This is a genomic window from Rhodoferax saidenbachensis, assembly GCF_001955715.1.
Classification (GTDB): domain Bacteria; phylum Pseudomonadota; class Gammaproteobacteria; order Burkholderiales; family Burkholderiaceae_C; genus Allorhodoferax; species Allorhodoferax saidenbachensis.
In genome coordinates this window covers 3,358,215-3,374,339 of record NZ_CP019239.1, presented here as the reverse complement: position 1 = coordinate 3,374,339, position 16,125 = coordinate 3,358,215, and the positions used below count along the sequence as shown (strand labels likewise).

Genomic DNA, 16,125 nt, shown 5'->3' with positions numbered 1-16,125 from the left:
GTCGGGAGGCATAACCATGCCCGTCAATCTTCCTCCTCCTGATCTGGAAAAGCTATTTCCCATTGCCGGTATGCGTATCGGTGTGGCAGAAGCTGGCGTGCGCAAGGTAGGGCGCAAAGACCTGACCGTGGTTTTGTTGGAGGAAGGCGCCAGTGTTTCCGGCGTTTTCACTTCCAACCGTTTTTGCGCGGCCCCTGTGCAGATGTGCCGGGATCACCTGGCGACGGGCCAGGCTATGCGTGCCCTGCTGATCAATACCGGGAATGCCAATGCCGGTACCGGTGCCGATGGCCTGGCGCGTGCGCGCAAGACCTGTGTGGCTTTGGCCCAGAAGCTCAGTATCAACGTGGAACAGATCCTGCCGTTTTCTACGGGCGTGATCATGGAGCCGCTGCCGGATGACCGCATCATTGCGGGTCTGGATGCCGCGCTGGCCGATGCCAAGCCAGGCAACTGGCTGCGGGCAGCGGAAGGCATCATGACCACCGACACCGCGCCCAAGGCTTTTGGTGCGCAGGTCGTATTGGGCGGCAAGACGGTCAGCATTACAGGTATCAGCAAGGGTGCGGGCATGATTCGTCCGAACATGGCCACCATGTTGGGCTTCATCGCCACCGATGCATGCGTCAACCAAAACCTCATGAAACAGTTGTCGCTGGAACTCGCCGAAGGCTCGTTCAACCGCGTGACCGTGGACGGCGATACCTCTACCAACGACTCCCTGGTGGTGATTGCTACCAATCGGGCGGGGCACACGCCTGTGGAATCCCTGGACGGCCCCGACGGCCGCGCCCTGAAGACCGCAATGCTGGAAGTGGCGCGCAATCTTGCACAAGCCATCGTGCGCGATGGCGAAGGTGCCACCAAGTTCATCACCGTGCAGGTGGACGGTGGTCGCACGGCTGAAGAGTGCCGCAAAGTGGCCTATGCAATTGCGCACTCGCCCTTGGTCAAAACCGCGTTCTATGCCAGCGACCCCAACCTGGGTCGCATTCTGGCGGCCGTGGGTTATGCCGGTATTGACGATCTGGATCAGACGGGCATTGAGCTGTATTTGGACGACGTACACGTGGCCACGCGTGGTGGGCGCAATCCGACTTACCGCGAAGAAGATGGCCAGCGCGTGATGAAGCAAAGCGAAATCACCGTGCGTGTAGGCTTGGGCCGCGGAACTGCCACCGAGACCGTGTGGACCTGTGATTTCAGCCACGAATACGTCACCATCAACGCCGACTACCGCTCCTGAGCGACGCCCCATGACCGATACCCTGACCAAAGAGTTGGCCAGCTTTCTGGCACGCGCAGAACTGTTCATGGCCCGGGTGGAGGCCTCTTTGCCCCACGGCGTGGAGCAGCCGGACTGGAACGCCTCCATCGCCTTTCGTTACCGCCGTCGCCGCTCCGGCCAGGGCGTGATCACGCCGGTGCAGCATGTGGGCGCCATGTCGCTGGACGATCTGAAAGAGATTGACGATCAGAAAGAAAAGATCCAGCGCAATACTGCTCAGTTTGTGCGTGGCGCCACGGCCAACAATGTGCTGCTGACCGGCGCACGGGGTACCGGCAAGTCGTCGCTGATCCGTGCCTGCCTGCACACCTATGCGGCCCAAGGATTGCGTTTGATCGAGGTGGACAAGGCCGATCTGATCGACCTGACCGAAATTGTGGAGCTCGTCGCCCAGCGGCCCGAGAAGTTCATTGTGTTCTGCGATGACCTGAGCTTTGACGAAGGTGAAGCGGGTTACAAGGCACTCAAGTCGGTGCTCGACGGCTCCGTGGCGGCCGCCACACCCAATGTGCTGATCTACGCGACCAGCAACCGCCGCCACTTGCTTCCCGAGTACATGTCCGAGAACCTGACCTACAAGCACACCGAAGACGGTGAGGTGCATCCGGGTGAGGGCGTGGAAGAAAAGATTTCACTGTCCGAGCGTTTTGGCCTGTGGGTGAGCTTTTACCCGTTCAGCCAGGACGAATACTTGACCATCGTGGCCCAGTGGTTGGGCGCTCTGGGCATTGCCCAGGAGCGCATTGCAGCAGCCCGCGCTGATGCCTTGTTGTGGGCACTGGAGCGTGGTTCGCGCAGCGGTCGCGTGGCCTATCAATTTGCCAAAGACTTTGTGGGACGTGATCCGGTATGAGTGAACCCTTGGTGGCCGACCCCGGCGCTGCACGTGATGGTGGCCCGGACCGCAAGGCCGTGGAAGTCGCTGTGGGTGTCTTGGTGCGTGATGATGGCGCTTTCTTGCTGACCTCCCGGCCCGAGGGCAAGGCGTATGCAGGCTATTGGGAATTTCCGGGCGGTAAGCTGGAGGCGGGTGAAACCGTGGAGCAGGCCTTGCGCCGTGAATTGCAGGAAGAAATCGGCATCACCATCGGCGCGGTAACGCCGTGGAAAGTGGAGCTGGTGGACTACCCCCACGCACTGGTGCGTCTGCACTTCTGCAAAGTGTTTGAATGGTCGGGAGAGTTGCAGATGCGTGAGGCGCAATCCTGTGCCTGGGAGCAGTTACCGGTTGCGGTGCAGCCTGTTTTGCCAGGAACGGTGCCCGTGCTGGACTGGTTTGCGCAGGAGCGCAAGCACTCAGGCGCTACACATTTTGTAGCTGCTTACGCAGGCTCATAAAGGGCTAGAGCCCTATTTCATTCAAAAATGAGGCTGAAAAAGTGCTGGGCACTACTGCAGTTTAGGGTCGCCAAACAACTCTGATTCGGGTGGGGCCTCGGTCGGGACCCTGAACGTCTCGCTAGCCCACGCACCAAAATCCACGTTCTTGCAACGCTCGCTGCAGAAGGGGCGGTAGAGATTACTGGTGGCGTAAACACTGTCCCCGCCACATTGGGGGCAGCGGACGATCTTCGGACGTGTCTGTGAATCCATGGCTGCAGTCCCGGATTCAGGAACAGAGTGTCAGCTCGAAAGCGCCGTCTTCATTGCTGGCATGCAGACGGTCATCCGCTTCGTGGCGCATCAGGCGGATGGACACCATCAGGCGATTGCCGCTGATTTCGGGAATTACTTCGAGCGTAGGGTCAAGTGCCAGGCGCAGCAGCTGGAAGGTACGACCTTGTGGCAGGTTTTGCTGGAACTGACCACCCACCGCAATGACTTTTTGGGGAGAACCCGAGTCACGCAGCATTTTCAACAGAAGATGGATCGATTCGGCCAGTGGTGCCAGCGTGGATGCCCAGCGTTGTAAATCAAGCTGGCGTACGTCAGGGCTACGGTGTTGCCAGGCGAAATAGGCCGGCAGGTCAAACTCGCAGGTTCCTCCCGGAATCCCGACACGGCTGCGGATGCTCATGAGCCAGTCGTTTTCGGTGAGGGATTGCCCCGCTTTGCCGGCCAGGCCATTGAGCGCGCTGAAGTTGCTTTCGAGCTGCGCAATCACCTTGTCCAGCACGCTCTCGGCAATGGCCGGGTTGCCGCGGTAGCTGTTGAGGATCTGTTTTTGTTTGTCCAGATCCCGAAGTACATCCGACTTGAGGTCGGCACGGGCGCCAACGTCCATCACTTCAAAAATGGTAGCGAGCGCGAAATGGTGGTCCAGCGGATCGGAGCGCGACATCAACTCAGCCAGCCGAAGGAACAGGTGCTCCAACCGCAAATAGGTGCGAATGCGCTCGTTGAAGGGGTATTCGTAAAGGATCACGCTGATTTTTCCGGTGCGCGCATCATAGCCCGAACTGGCGCGCAATTTGCCCTACCAGCAAGCCCAATTGCGCCATGTCAATGCCATCGTTGAACAGGACCATGTCGGCGGCTTGCAGGCGTTGAGTACGTGGGCTTTGGCCGCGCAGGATTTTCTCTATCTCTTCTGCATCCAGTCCGTTGCGCGAGGCGACCCGTGCGATCTGTGTTTCGCGGGTGCAGTCCACAACCAGAATGCAGTCCAGGCTTTTACGCCAGTGCTTGGATTCCACCAGCAATGGGATATCAAACACGGTGCAAAGGCTACCTGCCTCCTCGGCCGCTTGTGTCTGGCGGGCGATTTCCACTCCCACCAGCGGGTGCACGATGCTTTCCAGCCGTGCTTTGGCTTGCGGATCGGAAAACACCAAGTCGCGCATGCGGTCCCGATCAAGCGAGCCTTGTACAGTAATAAAGTCTGCGCCGAAGGTTTGCGAGATGGCCGCAATGGCTGCCCCGTTGGGTACCGTCGTGGCGCGTGAGATGGCATCTGCATCAATCACGGAAGCGCCGTGTTTGGCCATCAGCGTGGTCACCGTGCTTTTCCCGCTTCCAATGCCACCGGTCAAACCCAGTAGAACCACGTTTTATGCCCCGATCAAAGACCGACGAAGTGCCGCAGTGGGGCTGGCCCCCCTATCAAAGCCGTCAGTCCCGCACCGGCCAGGAAAGGCCCAAACGGCACATAACCTCCTTCGCGCAGTTGGCTGGCAAACTTCATGGCGATGCCCACCACAGCACCGATGACGGATGCCAGCAATATCATGGGGATCAGCGTTTGCCAACCAAACCAGACGCCCAGGGCCGCAAACAACTTGAAGTCCCCGTAGCCCATGCCTTCCTTGCCGGTGACCAGCTTGAACGCCCAATACACCGACCACAACGACAGATAACCCGCAATGGCGCCCCACAAGGCCGAATTTAGATCGACGGGAATCCAGCGCAAGCTGGCAGCCACCAGGCCAAGCCAAAGCAAAGGAAGCGTGATGTCGTCGGGTAGGAGCGTGGTGTCCCAATCAATCAAGGCCAATGCCAAGAGTGCTGCCGCAAACACACACCACGCCACACCGGTCATGGTGGCGCCCCATTGCCATACGCAGAAGAAGAATAGGGCTCCTGTGGCTATTTCGACGAGGGGGTAGCGCGGGCTGATAGGTGCCTTGCAGGACGCGCATTTTCCGCGGAGAGCCAGATAACTAATAACGGGAATATTTTCAAACCAGCGAATCTGGCGTGAGCAATGCGGACAGCGCGAGCGGGGCAGCATCAAATTGAAAGATGCCTCTTCCGGTTCTTGAGCTTTTCCGGACAGCTCGGCGCATTCTGCAGCCCATTGCCTTTCCATCATCTTGGGCAGCCGATAAATCACGACATTGAGGAAGCTACCGATCAATAGTCCCAAAATGCCCGCCAATGATGCGGCGAGCCATTGCAATTCCACGGACATTAAACGACTTGCCCCAACTTGAAAATAGGCAGGTACATGGCGACCACGATGCCGCCAATGACTGTGCCCAAGACCACAATAATGATGGGCTCCATCAAGCTAGATATACCTGCCACCATGTCATCGACTTCAGCCTCGTAAAAGTCTGCAGCCTTGCCTAACATGTGGTCTATGGAGCCGGACTCTTCTCCAATAGCGCACATCTGCAAAACCATGGAGGGGAATAGGTTGGCATTTGTCATTGCGGCGGTGAGTGCGGTCCCGGTGGATACCTCCTGCTGTATTTTGAGGGTGGCTTCCTGGTACACAATATTGCCAGCGGCCCCTCCTACCGAGTCAAGGGCCTCTACAAGAGGCACGCCAGCCGCAAACATGGTGGAGAGTGTCCGGGTCCAGCGTGCAATGCACGACTTCTCTACGAGAACCCCAAAAATGGGCAACTTGCGCATGATGCGGTCCATAACAGCTTGCACTCTTTCGTCGCGTTTCCAAGCTTGCAAAAAGAAGTACACGCCCCCGCCTAAGCCGCCAAAAATCAGGTACCAATAGCTGATAAAGAACTCGCTCATAGCCATTACCATTAACGTTGGGGCAGGGAGTTCTCCGCCAAAAGACGTGAACACCTGCTTGAAGGAGGGAATTACAAAAATCATGATCACCGCGACCACTACAAAAGCCACGATCAGTACCGTGATGGGGTACATCAGCGCTGATTTGATTTTGGACTTGATGGCCTCTGTCTTTTCCATGTAGACCGCAAGCCGGTCCAATAAGGCGTCCAAGATACCCGCAGATTCCCCTGCCTCGACCAGATTGCAGTAAAGGTTGTCGAAATAAATGGGGTACTTGCGAAACGCTGTACTCAGAGATGTACCAGTCTCTACATCGGTACGGATATCGTTGAGCAACTTGGTTACGCTGGGATTGGGGTTGCCACGGCCCACAATATCAAAAGCCTGAAGCAGAGGCACGCCAGCTTTCATCATGGTCGCGAGCTGACGCGTGAAGATCGCCAAATCCTTGGGCTTGATCGATTTGCCAGAGCGCATGCGGCGCTTTTTGATTTTGGTTGGGGTGACGCCTTGACGACGCAAGGATGCCTTGACCTGGTTCTCGCCAGCTGCACGTATTTCGCCACGCACCTGTTTTCCGTTGCGATCCTTGCCTTCCCATTCAAATACAACGTCTTTGTTGTCCGCAGGTTTTGCCGTTGCCATAAATTTCCCTGGATTGTCGCTATTCGTTGGTCACTGCCAGGACTTCTTCCAATGAAGTCAGGCCTTGTTTTACTTTGTGCAGTCCGGATTGTCGCAAAGAGCGAACGCCTTCTGCTTTGGCTTGTGCAGCAATGTCCATCGCGCTACCGTCTCGCAAAATGATGCGCTGGATCTCATCGCTGATGGGCATTACTTGGTAAATGCCAACGCGCCCCTTGTAGCCGTTGTTGCACATGGAGCATCCGACCGGATGGTAAGTCTTCCAGGTTCCGTCGAGCTCCTTTTCTTCAAAGCCCGCATCCAGCAGAGCATTACGAGGTATTTCGACCGGTGCCTTACAGTTGGGGCAAAGTCGACGTGCAAGGCGTTGTGCAGTAATCAGAATAACGCTGGACGCAATATTGAACGGCGCAATGCCCATATTGCGCATGCGTGTCAAGGTGGTAGGGGCATCGTTGGTGTGCAGGGTGGACAGCACCAGATGCCCGGTTTGCGCAGCCTTGATGGAAATATCCGCCGTTTCCAGATCCCGAATTTCGCCGACCATGATGATGTCCGGATCCTGGCGCAGAAATGACTTCAAAGCAGCAGCAAAAGTCAGGCCCGCTTTTTCGTTGACATTGACCTGGTTTACGCCCGGTAAGTTGATTTCCGAGGGGTCTTCCGCCGTGGCAATGTTCACGCCCGGCTGGTTTAGCAAATTTAGACAGGTGTAAAGCGATACCGTTTTGCCGGAGCCCGTGGGACCGGTTACCAAGATCATTCCGTAAGGGCGTCCGACGGCCTTGAGTAGGCGCTCTTTCTCTTCCGGTTCATAACCTAGGGCATCAATGCCGAGTTTTGCGCTGCTGGGATCCAGAATCCGGATGACGATTTTCTCGCCGAAGAGGGTCGGCAGGGTACTGACACGAAAATCGATGACGCGGTCTGGTCCGACCTTGAGTTTCATCCGGCCGTCCTGGGGAACACGCTTCTCCGAAATGTCCATGCGGGAGATGACTTTGATCCGGGAGGCCAGCTTGTCCTTGATGGCAATGGGCGGGCTCGCTATTTCACGCAGCTCACCATCAATGCGAAAACGCACCCGATAGGTGTGCTCATAGGGTTCGAAATGAAGATCTGAGGCCCGCATGCTGAAGGCATCCATCAACATTTTGTGGAGGAAGCGCACGACCGGTGCGTCCTCTACCTCGGCGACATTGGTCTGGGCGTTCTCAGTAACTGCCTCTGCGGCATTTTCATCAAACTCAAAGTCTCCACCGATGATGTCTTCCATCGCTTCGGTGGCGGTCACCGCGCTGGCTTCCGCCAGTTTGGATAATTTGTCGTATTCGGCAATGACCCAGTCAACGCCCATTTGCGTCGAGAATTTGATCTTTTCCGCTGCAGCTTGATCTGATGGATCCGCTGTAGCGACTATCAGCCGGTTATTGCGTTTGCTCAGTACCACGACCCGGTAGTCATGGCATATTTTCCCGTCCAGTAAGCCCTTGGGGAGTCGCTGGGAGTCAATTGCATCAAGATCTACCAACGGGGCCGCAAATGCAGTGGACAAGGTGTGGGCTAAGTCAGAGGCAGATACTGCGCCCGAGCCGACGAGTTCTGCAATGAAGCTGTTTTTGCTGGACAGAGCCTTGCGGTATATCTCTTCTGCTGACTTTTGTCCCAACTTCCCTGCTGCAACCAAGGCGCGCCCTAACCCGGGTAGAGCAATAGGATTGGAATCACGCAAAAGAGTGTCTACAGCTACCATGGCCCAATAAGCTTATACGATGCAATCGGCACATCATCGCCGATTGACAAGCCAATGTAAATCGAAAGGACAGCTTGTTGCACTTGGTAGAAGCTGAATGACAACACCCTCAAGAGAGGCCGGGGAGCGAGAGGTGCTGTGCTCCATGCCTTGGCGTCCACACTCCGCGTTTCGCCGGGCGCAGGTTACGCTACGTTGGTCACTTCAATCGCTTTGAGGCGAATTCAATCAATTGTTTCTCTCGAGTAACTGAGAGCCTAGTGTGATCAAACAATCCGTGTGTGGGCCTTCGGGGAGAAGCTTGGCGGCGGCGATTGCACGTTGCGCTTCCTGCAAGGCGGCCGAGCGAGCAACTTCCAGCGCACCGGTCTTTTTGACAATGGTGATGACGCTTTCCAGCATGGAGACATCGCCGGTCTCAATGGCTTTCTGTATGTCAGCACGCTCCTGTGGCGTGCCCCGTTGCATGGCTGCAATCAGTGGTAATGTTGTTTTGCCTTCACGCAGATCATCGCCCAGGTTTTTCCCCATCACCTGGGCGTCACCGGTGTAGTCCAGTACGTCGTCAATCACCTGAAATGCCGTGCCCAGTGCCTGTCCGTAGTCGGCACACGCCGTTTCCAGACCAGGCGATGCTCCCGCAAGAATGGCGCCTACGCGCGCGCTGGCTTCGAAAAGTTTGGCTGTTTTGGAACGAATGACCTGCAGATAGCCAGCTTCATCCAGCGCTGCATTGTGCATATTCATCAATTGCATCACCTCTCCCTCGGCGATTACATTGGTGGCATCGGCTAGCACTTGCATGATGCGCATGCTTTGGGCGTCCACCATCATCTGAAAGGCCCGGGAGTATAGAAAGTCACCTACCAATACGCTGGCAGGGTTGCCAAACTTCGCGTTGGCGGTGGCACGACCGCGTCGTAGTTCGGAATCATCGACCACATCGTCGTGTAACAGTGTGGCTGTGTGGATGAACTCTACAACGGCTGCCATGTTGAAGCGCTGTGTACCCTGGTATCCCAAAGCGCCACAACATAACAGTAGCAAGGCGGGACGCAGGCGCTTCCCCCCCGCGGCGATGATGTATTGGGACACACTGCCGACCAAGGGGACACCAGAGTCCAACCTCTGGGTGATGACCTGGTCGACCTGGCGCATATCCGCTTCGACGATGGAAAGCCCTGTCGAGGAGCTTGGTGAAGTGACTTGCAAGGCAGTAAACCGGTTTGTTATGGCGCAATTATAGGAAGCTACGGCAGGTAGTTACTGCGGTCGATAGGTGGGTTTGGACATTTCGGCAGAAGGTGATATACTCATGGGCTCTGCGAAAATTCGTTCGCACGAGCTAAATTGAAGAGGTCAACATGTACGCGGTCATAAAAACCGGCGGTAAGCAATATCGCGTTGCTGCCGGCGAAAAAATTAAAGTAGAACAGATTGCTGCGGACGTAGGCCAGGAAATTGTGTTCAACGAAGTTCTGGCGGTCGGTAACGGCGCTGAATTGAAGGTTGGCACACCCCTGGTGTCCGGCGCGACCGTTACGGTCACAGTAATTTCTCACGGCAAGCACGACAAAGTGCGCATTTTCAAAATGCGTCGTCGCAAGCACTATCAGAAACGTCAAGGTCACCGTCAGCAGTTCACTGAACTGCAAATCGGCGCTATTACTACTGCTTAAGGACACCAGGTCATGGCACAGAAAAAAGGCGGCGGCTCTACGCGAAACGGGCGCGATTCCAAGCCCAAGATGCTCGGTGTGAAGGCTTTCGGCGGTGAGTTGATCAGCGCCGGTTCCATCATCGTGCGCCAGCGCGGTACCAAGTTCCATCCCGGCAACAATGTCGGTATTGGCGTGGATCACACCCTGTTTGCACTGGTAGACGGCCACGTGTCGTTCGCCGTCAAAGGCGCGCTGAACAAGCACACCGTGAGCGTGACGGCTGCAGCGTAATCTGCACCGTGCTCCCCGAGAAACCCTGCGCCCTCAGCGCGGGGTTTTTTGTTTCCGGCCCACTGCGTTTAACTTCGCTTTGCGAAGTGAGCCTACAACGCAAGCTGCAAGCAGCTTGTCATCTAGTAAAGTAGCACCATGAAGTTCGTTGACGAAGCCTATATCGATATCTCCGCCGGAGACGGCGGGGCGGGCTGTGTCTCGTTCCGCCATGAGAAATACAAGGAATTTGGCGGTCCCAATGGAGGGGACGGCGGCCGTGGCGGTCACGTTTTTGCGGTTGCAGATCCCAATCTCAATACCTTGGTGGATTTTCGGTTTTCCCGTCGCCATGATGCCAAGCGCGGCGAGCACGGCATGGGCTCCGACATGTTCGGGGCCGCGGGCGATGACATCACGTTGAAGATGCCTGTGGGCACCATCATTACCGATGCTGAGACCGGTGAAGTGTTGTACGAACTGCTGGTTCCCGGTGAGGTCATCACCATCGCCAAGGGTGGCGACGGCGGTTTCGGTAATCTTCGCTTCAAGAGTGCCATCAACCGCGCACCGCGCCAAAAAACACCGGGCTGGCCCGGCGAAAAGAAAAACCTGAAGCTGGAACTGAAGGTTCTGGCGGATGTGGGACTGCTGGGCATGCCCAATGCTGGTAAATCTACGCTGATTACCGCCATTTCCAACGCGCGCCCCCGGATTGCAGACTATCCCTTCACCACATTGCACCCCAATCTGGGTGTGGTGCGCGTTGGCCCCGAACAAAGCTTTGTCGTCGCCGATCTGCCGGGCCTGATTGAAGGTGCCTCGGAAGGGGCTGGCCTCGGACATCTGTTCCTGCGTCATCTGCAACGTACCCGCCTATTGCTGCACGTGGTGGACATGGCGCCGTTTGACGACGGTGTGGACACCGTGGCGCAGGCTAAGGCGATCGTCAACGAATTGAAAAAGTACGACGAAAACCTGCACAAAAAACCACGCTGGTTGGTGTTGAACAAGTTGGACATGGTGGACAACGATGCGCGCGCAGAGTTGATCAAGGACTTTGTAAAACGCTTCAAGTTCAAAGGCCCTGTGTTTGAAATCTCGGCTTTGACCCGCGAGGGTTGCGAGCCTCTGATCAAGGCCATCTACAAACACGTCAAGGCCCAACAGGTGGCGGAGCAACCTCACGTGGAGGTTGACCCCCGCTTTATGGATCAGCCTACCGACACCCCAGGTTAAAACGCTATAAAAATAGTAGCTGCTTGCGCAGTCTGCTTAAGGGCTACAGGCCAAAATGATTAAAAAATCCAGTTCCCCTATATTGCGCGATGCCAAACGCATTGTGATCAAGGTGGGCTCCAGCTTGGTTACCAATGAGGGCCGTGGGCTGGATGAGCAGGCGATTGGCGAATGGAGTCGCCAGTTGGCACACCTCATCCGTGATGGACGCGAAGTCATCATGGTATCCAGCGGTGCCATTGCGGAGGGCATGAAGCGCCTCGGCTGGACGACGCGTCCCCATGCGATTCAGGAATTGCAAGCGGCCGCCGCGGTTGGTCAGATGGGCCTGGCCCAGATGTACGAGACCAAGCTGCGCCTCAACGGCCTGGGCAGTGCCCAGGTGCTGTTGACCCACGCGGATCTGGCCGATCGCGAGCGTTACCTCAACGCCCGCTCTACCTTGCTGACCCTGCTCAAGCTCGGTGTGGTCCCCGTGATCAACGAGAACGACACGGTGGTTAACGATGAAATCAAATTTGGCGACAACGACACCCTGGGTGCGCTGGTGGCCAATCTGGTGGAAGCCGACGCGTTGGTCATCCTCACGGACCAGAAAGGGCTGTTCACGGCCGACCCACGCAAAGACCCAGGTGCCCAATTTGTGGACGAAGCGCCTGCGGGTGATCCCGCATTGGAAGTGATGGCTGGTGGCGCCGGTTCCAGCATTGGCCGTGGCGGCATGATTACCAAAATACTGGCCGCCAAGCGGGCGGCGGGGTCGGGTGCTTCTACAGTGATTGCCTGGGGCAGGGAGCCAGATGCCCTGATCCGGTTGACGCAAGGCGAAGCCATTGGCACTTTGCTGGTGGCGCAAACCCAGAAAACCCAGGCCCGCAAGCAGTGGATGGCCGATCACCTGCAGTTGCGTGGTGCGGTCACTGTGGATGCCGGGGCAGCCGCCAAATTGCGTGAAGAAGGCAAAAGCCTGTTGCCCATCGGCATGTTGCAGGTCGAGGGGGATTTTTCGCGTGGGGATGTGATTGCTGTGCGTGATGACAGCGGCGTGGAATTTGCGCGGGGGCTGGCCAATTACTCCAGCGCGGAAGCACGTTTGTTATGCCGCAAAGCGTCCAGCGAGTTCGAAAAATTGCTGGGTTATGCCGCAGAGCCCGAGATGCTGCACCGGGACAATCTGGTACTGACGCGTTAGGCCGTCGCGTTCACATCGTCGGGTGCGTCAGGCCGGGTGCGGGCTTGCTTTTTTGCTTCAACGCGCGGATTACTTCATCTTTACTGCTGGACAAGCGGTTTTCGCATGCTCCTTGCCGAGCAAGGGTGAACGCATGTTTTGAAGGAAGGTTGTCCGTGATGCTTTGCCATTTGGGCTCAGCAACGGGCTTCCATTCGCCTGATGCGCTGTAACGCGCATAGGTTTTCACTTCGTCGGTGGCGCACCGAATGCCTTCATAGGCTGCATTCACGGTTCCTGTGGCGTTGGTCATTACCACGACGTAGCGCACCACACCGTCCCCACCCACAGCCAAGGTGTTGGGGTCTATCCCCACTTTGACACTGACATGGTGTGGCATATCAATGGGGATCAACTGTTCTTTGGAGAACACAGGAGCGGCAGGCGCGCTTTCCTCCACCCATTCGGCAGGCTCCGGTGGGCGACGCTGCGGTTGCGCAAAACAACCCGCCGCTGCGAGTACCAGGGCCCCTGTGGCCCACCATTGTTTACAACGCATGTTTGTGGTTCTCATGGGCCGGGGTATTGGTCCCCGGATCCGGTTCAAAAGTGGCACCGGGTGGTAATTCCATCAAGGAACCCGGTGCCGTGTCTTGGGCAAGTGCACCTTGGTCGCGTGGACGTGGGCCATTTCCATGGCGCAGGTAGCGGTTGCGTGGCTCTTGCCGCGGCAGATAACGCGCCAGTTCGGTCAGCGCCATTTCGTAGACACCGCGCTTGAATTCCACGACGGCGTCCAGCGGTACCCAATAATCGTTCCAGCGCCAGGCGTCGAACTCTGGATGGTCGGTGGCACGCAGGTTCAGATCCCAGTCGTGCCCCACCAACTGGAGCAGGAACCAGATCTGTTTTTGACCTTTATAGTGGCCGCGTGCGTCGCGGCGTATGTACCTGTCTGGCACCTCGTAGCGCAACCAGTCTCGGGTACGGGCAACAACGGCAACATGCTCCGGCTGGAGCCCCACTTCTTCGTGCAGTTCACGGAACATGGCCTGCTCGGGAGTCTCCCCCCGGTCAATGCCACCCTGCGGAAATTGCCACGAGTGGGTTCGTATGCGCTTGCCCCAAAATACCTGATTTCTCTGGTTGAGCAGGATGATGCCGACGTTGGGCCGAAAGCCGTCCCGGTCAAGCATAATCAAACCCCAATTTTTAAACTTCGTTCATTATGCACAGCACGCGCGGTGTATCAAGGGGCGATGCCTTCTCCAGTCAGAGAGTCAGTCCATGAAAGCCTCCCAATTTCTCATTTCCACCCTCAAGGAAGCGCCTGCCGACGCCGAAGTCGTCAGCCACAAGCTCATGATGCGGGCCGGGATGATCAAGAAGCTGGGTGCCGGCATTTACAACTACATGCCCATGGGCCTGCGTGTGATCCGCAAAGTCGAAGCCATCGTGCGCGAGGAAATGAACCGTGCCGGCGCTGTGGAACTGACCATGCCCGTCGTGCAGCCCGCCGAGCTGTGGCAGGAAACCGGCCGTTTCGACAAGATGGGTCCTGAACTTTTGCGCATCAAGGACCGCCATGACCGCGACTATGTGGTGCAACCCACCAGCGAAGAGGTGGTAACCGACATTGCGCGCCAGGAAATCAAGAGCTACAAACAGCTGCCCAAGAATCTGTACCAGATCCAGACCAAGTTCCGCGACGAACGCCGCCCCCGTTTTGGACTGATGCGCGGGCGCGAGTTCATCATGAAGGACGCCTACAGCTTTGACCGCGACCAGGATGCGGCCAAGGCCAGTTACCAGGTGATGGCGGGCGCCTACCGCAAGATTTTTGACCGCTTTGGCCTGCGCTACCGCGCCGTGGCTGCCGACAGTGGTGCTATTGGTGGCGACCTGTCCGAAGAGTTCCAGGTGATTGCCGCTACGGGTGAAGATGCCATCGTTTACTGCCCTGGCAGCGAATACGCGGCCAATATGGAAAAAGCAGAGGCTCTAGCGCCTGCAGCCCCCAGAGCTGTTGCGCAAGCTGCTATGGAAAAAGTAGCAACACCGGGCAAGAGCACCTGCGAAGATGTCGCCGCGCTGCTGAATGTTCCGTTGTCTACTACCGTCAAGTCGCTGGTGTTGTCCACCGACGTGCTGGATGAAAAAGGCAATGTGACCAAGACCCAGGTCTGGCTGCTGCTGCTGCGCGGCGACCATGACATGAACGAAGTCAAGGTGGGCAAGCTGCCCGGGCTGGCGGATTTTCGTTTTGCGACCGTGCCCGAGATCGAAGCGCACTTTGGCTGCAAGCCTGGGTACCTGGGGCCGATTGGTTTGAAGCAGCCGCTCAAGATCGTGGCCGACCGCGATGTGGCCGTGATGGCCGACTGGATTTGCGGTGCCAACGAAGAAGACTTCCACATCCGCGGCGTCAACTGGGGCCGTGACCTGCCCGAGCCCGACTTCGTGGCCGCCCTGCGCAATGTAGTGGCAGGCGACGCCTCGCCCGATGGAAAAGGCGTGTTGGCCATTGAACGCGGTATTGAAGTGGGCCACGTGTTCTACCTGGGTACGAAGTACAGCAAGGCCATGAACGCCACGTTCCTAGACGTGAACGGCAAACCCCAATTCATGGAGATGGGTTGTTACGGCATTGGCATCACACGCCTGCCAGCGGCAGCCATTGAGCAAAACCACGACGACAAGGGCATCATCTGGCCCGACGCGTTGGCGCCTTTCACGGTGGTGTTGTGCCCCATCAGCCCGGACCGTTTTGCCGACGTGAAGGCCGCGGCCGACACGCTGTACGCCGAGCTATTGGCCGCCGGCGTGGACGTGATTCTGGATGACCGCAACGAGCGCCCCGGCGCCATGTTTGCAGACTGGGAACTGATTGGCGTGCCGCACCGCGTGACCATTGGTGACCGTGCGCTGAAAGAAGGCGTGGTGGAGTACCAGCACCGCCGTGATGCCGAGGCGACCAAGGTACCCGTGGCCGAGATTGCCAGCCTGATCCGCTCCAAGCTCCAAGCATGAACTTGCCGGACGGTTGTAGGGATATTTCAAGGCGAAAAGGCCTTGTGTCCTTGCTGGGTGGGTGCAGTCTGCTCCTGTTTCAGGAGCAAGCCAATGCCGGTGCACAAATTGAAGAGCCTCTGGTCGACGCGGTGCGTACCGCACTGAGCTCGGCCATTCACAACTCCGCACCACCGATTCCTGAGTTTGCCGATACCGAAGCACGTCTGAAGTACCTGCGCTGGCTGGGCGCCATGAGCGAACGGCTCAAGAAGCGCAAACCCGACTGGGAAACCCGCAAGGAATTTTTGCAAACCGTCTGGTACGAGAGCAAACGTGCTGGGCTGGACACCGCGTTGGTGTTGGGCCTGATCCAGGTGGAGAGTGCGTTTCGCAAGTTTGCGGTGAGCAGCGTGGGTGCGCGTGGTTATATGCAGGTTATGCCGTTCTGGACCCGTGTGCTGGGTGATGGTGACCCCGGCAAGCTGTTTCACATGCAGACCAATTTGCGCTTTGGCTGCGTGATCCTGCGCCACTACCTGGAGCGCGAGCGCGGTGATTTGTTTCTGGCCCTGGGTCGCTACAACGGTTCACGCGGCAAGGCGCCTTATCCCAATGCCGTGTTTGGTGCCAAGCGCGCGTGGGATTTCGCGGGCTAAAAGTGAAC

18 protein-coding genes are annotated in these 16,125 nt (G+C 57.3%); 9 read left to right on the top strand and 9 right to left on the bottom strand.

The features are described from left to right. The first annotated feature begins 16 nt into the window (after window positions 1-16). From argJ to RS694_RS16065, 3 genes are all read left to right on the top strand, one after another. Window positions 17-1,246 carry a bifunctional glutamate N-acetyltransferase/amino-acid acetyltransferase ArgJ gene (gene argJ, locus RS694_RS16075; protein WP_029707417.1) on the top strand — a complete coding sequence of 410 codons (1,230 nt, stop codon included), beginning with the start codon at window positions 17-19 and terminating at the stop codon, window positions 1,244-1,246. 67 nt (window positions 1,247-1,313) lie between these two features. Continuing rightward, window positions 1,314-2,141 (top strand): ATP-binding protein, encoded by an 828-nt coding sequence (locus RS694_RS16070; protein WP_420805931.1) that lies wholly within the window; start codon window positions 1,314-1,316, stop codon window positions 2,139-2,141. Then, window positions 2,138-2,626, top strand: coding sequence for an NUDIX domain-containing protein (locus tag RS694_RS16065; RefSeq protein ID WP_029707420.1), 489 nt, complete (start codon window positions 2,138-2,140; stop codon window positions 2,624-2,626). The genes RS694_RS16070 and RS694_RS16065 overlap by 4 nt, the downstream gene beginning before the upstream one ends. Window positions 2,627-2,677: 51 nt before the next feature. Here RS694_RS16065 and RS694_RS16060 read toward each other — a convergent pair whose 3' ends face one another. The 7 genes from RS694_RS16060 to RS694_RS16030 form a co-directional block, all read right to left on the bottom strand. After that, window positions 2,678-2,881, bottom strand: coding sequence for a DNA gyrase inhibitor YacG (locus tag RS694_RS16060; RefSeq protein ID WP_076069821.1), 204 nt, complete (start codon window positions 2,879-2,881; stop codon window positions 2,678-2,680). A 16-nt stretch (window positions 2,882-2,897) separates the two neighbouring features. Beyond that, on the bottom strand, window positions 2,898-3,653 hold the full coding sequence (zapD, locus tag RS694_RS16055; protein ID WP_029707421.1) for a cell division protein ZapD: 756 nt from the start codon (window positions 3,651-3,653) through the stop codon (window positions 2,898-2,900). 22 nt (window positions 3,654-3,675) lie between these two features. Continuing rightward, window positions 3,676-4,275: a dephospho-CoA kinase gene (gene coaE / locus RS694_RS16050; protein WP_029707422.1), complete on the bottom strand. Its 600-nt coding sequence runs from the start codon at window positions 4,273-4,275 to the stop codon at window positions 3,676-3,678. Window positions 4,276-4,289: 14 nt separating this feature from the next. Next, window positions 4,290-5,138: a prepilin peptidase gene (locus RS694_RS16045; RefSeq protein ID WP_029707423.1), complete on the bottom strand. Its 849-nt coding sequence runs from the start codon at window positions 5,136-5,138 to the stop codon at window positions 4,290-4,292. Next, window positions 5,138-6,355 carry a type II secretion system F family protein gene (locus RS694_RS16040; RefSeq protein WP_029707424.1) on the bottom strand — a complete coding sequence of 406 codons (1,218 nt, stop codon included), beginning with the start codon at window positions 6,353-6,355 and terminating at the stop codon, window positions 5,138-5,140. Before RS694_RS16040 ends, RS694_RS16045 begins: the two co-directional genes overlap by 1 nt. 19 nt (window positions 6,356-6,374) lie before the next feature. Then, window positions 6,375-8,108 (bottom strand): type IV-A pilus assembly ATPase PilB, encoded by a 1,734-nt coding sequence (gene pilB, locus RS694_RS16035; protein ID WP_029707425.1) that lies wholly within the window; start codon window positions 8,106-8,108, stop codon window positions 6,375-6,377. 228 nt (window positions 8,109-8,336) lie between these two features. Continuing rightward, window positions 8,337-9,266, bottom strand: a complete 930-nt coding sequence (locus tag RS694_RS16030; protein ID WP_081708612.1) for a polyprenyl synthetase family protein — start codon at window positions 9,264-9,266, stop codon at window positions 8,337-8,339. Window positions 9,267-9,472: 206 nt separating this feature from the next. Here RS694_RS16030 and rplU point away from each other — a divergent pair, with 206 nt between their 5' ends. From rplU to proB, 4 genes are all read left to right on the top strand, one after another. Beyond that, a complete protein-coding gene (gene rplU, locus RS694_RS16025) occupies window positions 9,473-9,787 on the top strand; it encodes a 50S ribosomal protein L21 (RefSeq protein WP_029707428.1) in 315 nt (104 codons plus the stop codon). A 12-nt stretch (window positions 9,788-9,799) separates the two neighbouring features. Continuing rightward, a complete protein-coding gene (rpmA, locus tag RS694_RS16020; RefSeq protein WP_029707429.1) occupies window positions 9,800-10,060 on the top strand; it encodes a 50S ribosomal protein L27 in 261 nt (86 codons plus the stop codon). 138 nt (window positions 10,061-10,198) lie between these two features. Then, window positions 10,199-11,278, top strand: a complete 1,080-nt coding sequence (gene cgtA / locus RS694_RS16015) for an Obg family GTPase CgtA (protein ID WP_029707431.1) — start codon at window positions 10,199-10,201, stop codon at window positions 11,276-11,278. A 55-nt stretch (window positions 11,279-11,333) separates the two neighbouring features. Further along, on the top strand, window positions 11,334-12,470 hold the full coding sequence (gene proB / locus RS694_RS16010; protein WP_029707432.1) for a glutamate 5-kinase: 1,137 nt from the start codon (window positions 11,334-11,336) through the stop codon (window positions 12,468-12,470). A gap of 10 nt (window positions 12,471-12,480) precedes the next feature. Here proB and RS694_RS16005 read toward each other — a convergent pair whose 3' ends face one another. Further along, window positions 12,481-13,008, bottom strand: coding sequence for a CNP1-like family protein (locus RS694_RS16005; RefSeq protein ID WP_051391852.1), 528 nt, complete (start codon window positions 13,006-13,008; stop codon window positions 12,481-12,483). Next, window positions 12,998-13,645, bottom strand: coding sequence for an RNA pyrophosphohydrolase (locus RS694_RS16000; RefSeq protein ID WP_029707434.1), 648 nt, complete (start codon window positions 13,643-13,645; stop codon window positions 12,998-13,000). Before RS694_RS16000 ends, RS694_RS16005 begins: the two co-directional genes overlap by 11 nt. Window positions 13,646-13,736: 91 nt before the next feature. Between RS694_RS16000 and RS694_RS15995 the strand changes: the two genes are divergently transcribed. After that, entirely contained in the window at window positions 13,737-15,479 is a 1,743-nt protein-coding gene (locus RS694_RS15995) for a proline--tRNA ligase (protein WP_029707436.1), read from the top strand. After that, window positions 15,476-16,117 carry a lytic transglycosylase domain-containing protein gene (locus tag RS694_RS15990; RefSeq protein WP_029707437.1) on the top strand — a complete coding sequence of 214 codons (642 nt, stop codon included), beginning with the start codon at window positions 15,476-15,478 and terminating at the stop codon, window positions 16,115-16,117. Before RS694_RS15995 ends, RS694_RS15990 begins: the two co-directional genes overlap by 4 nt. Window positions 16,118-16,125 lie beyond the last annotated feature (8 nt).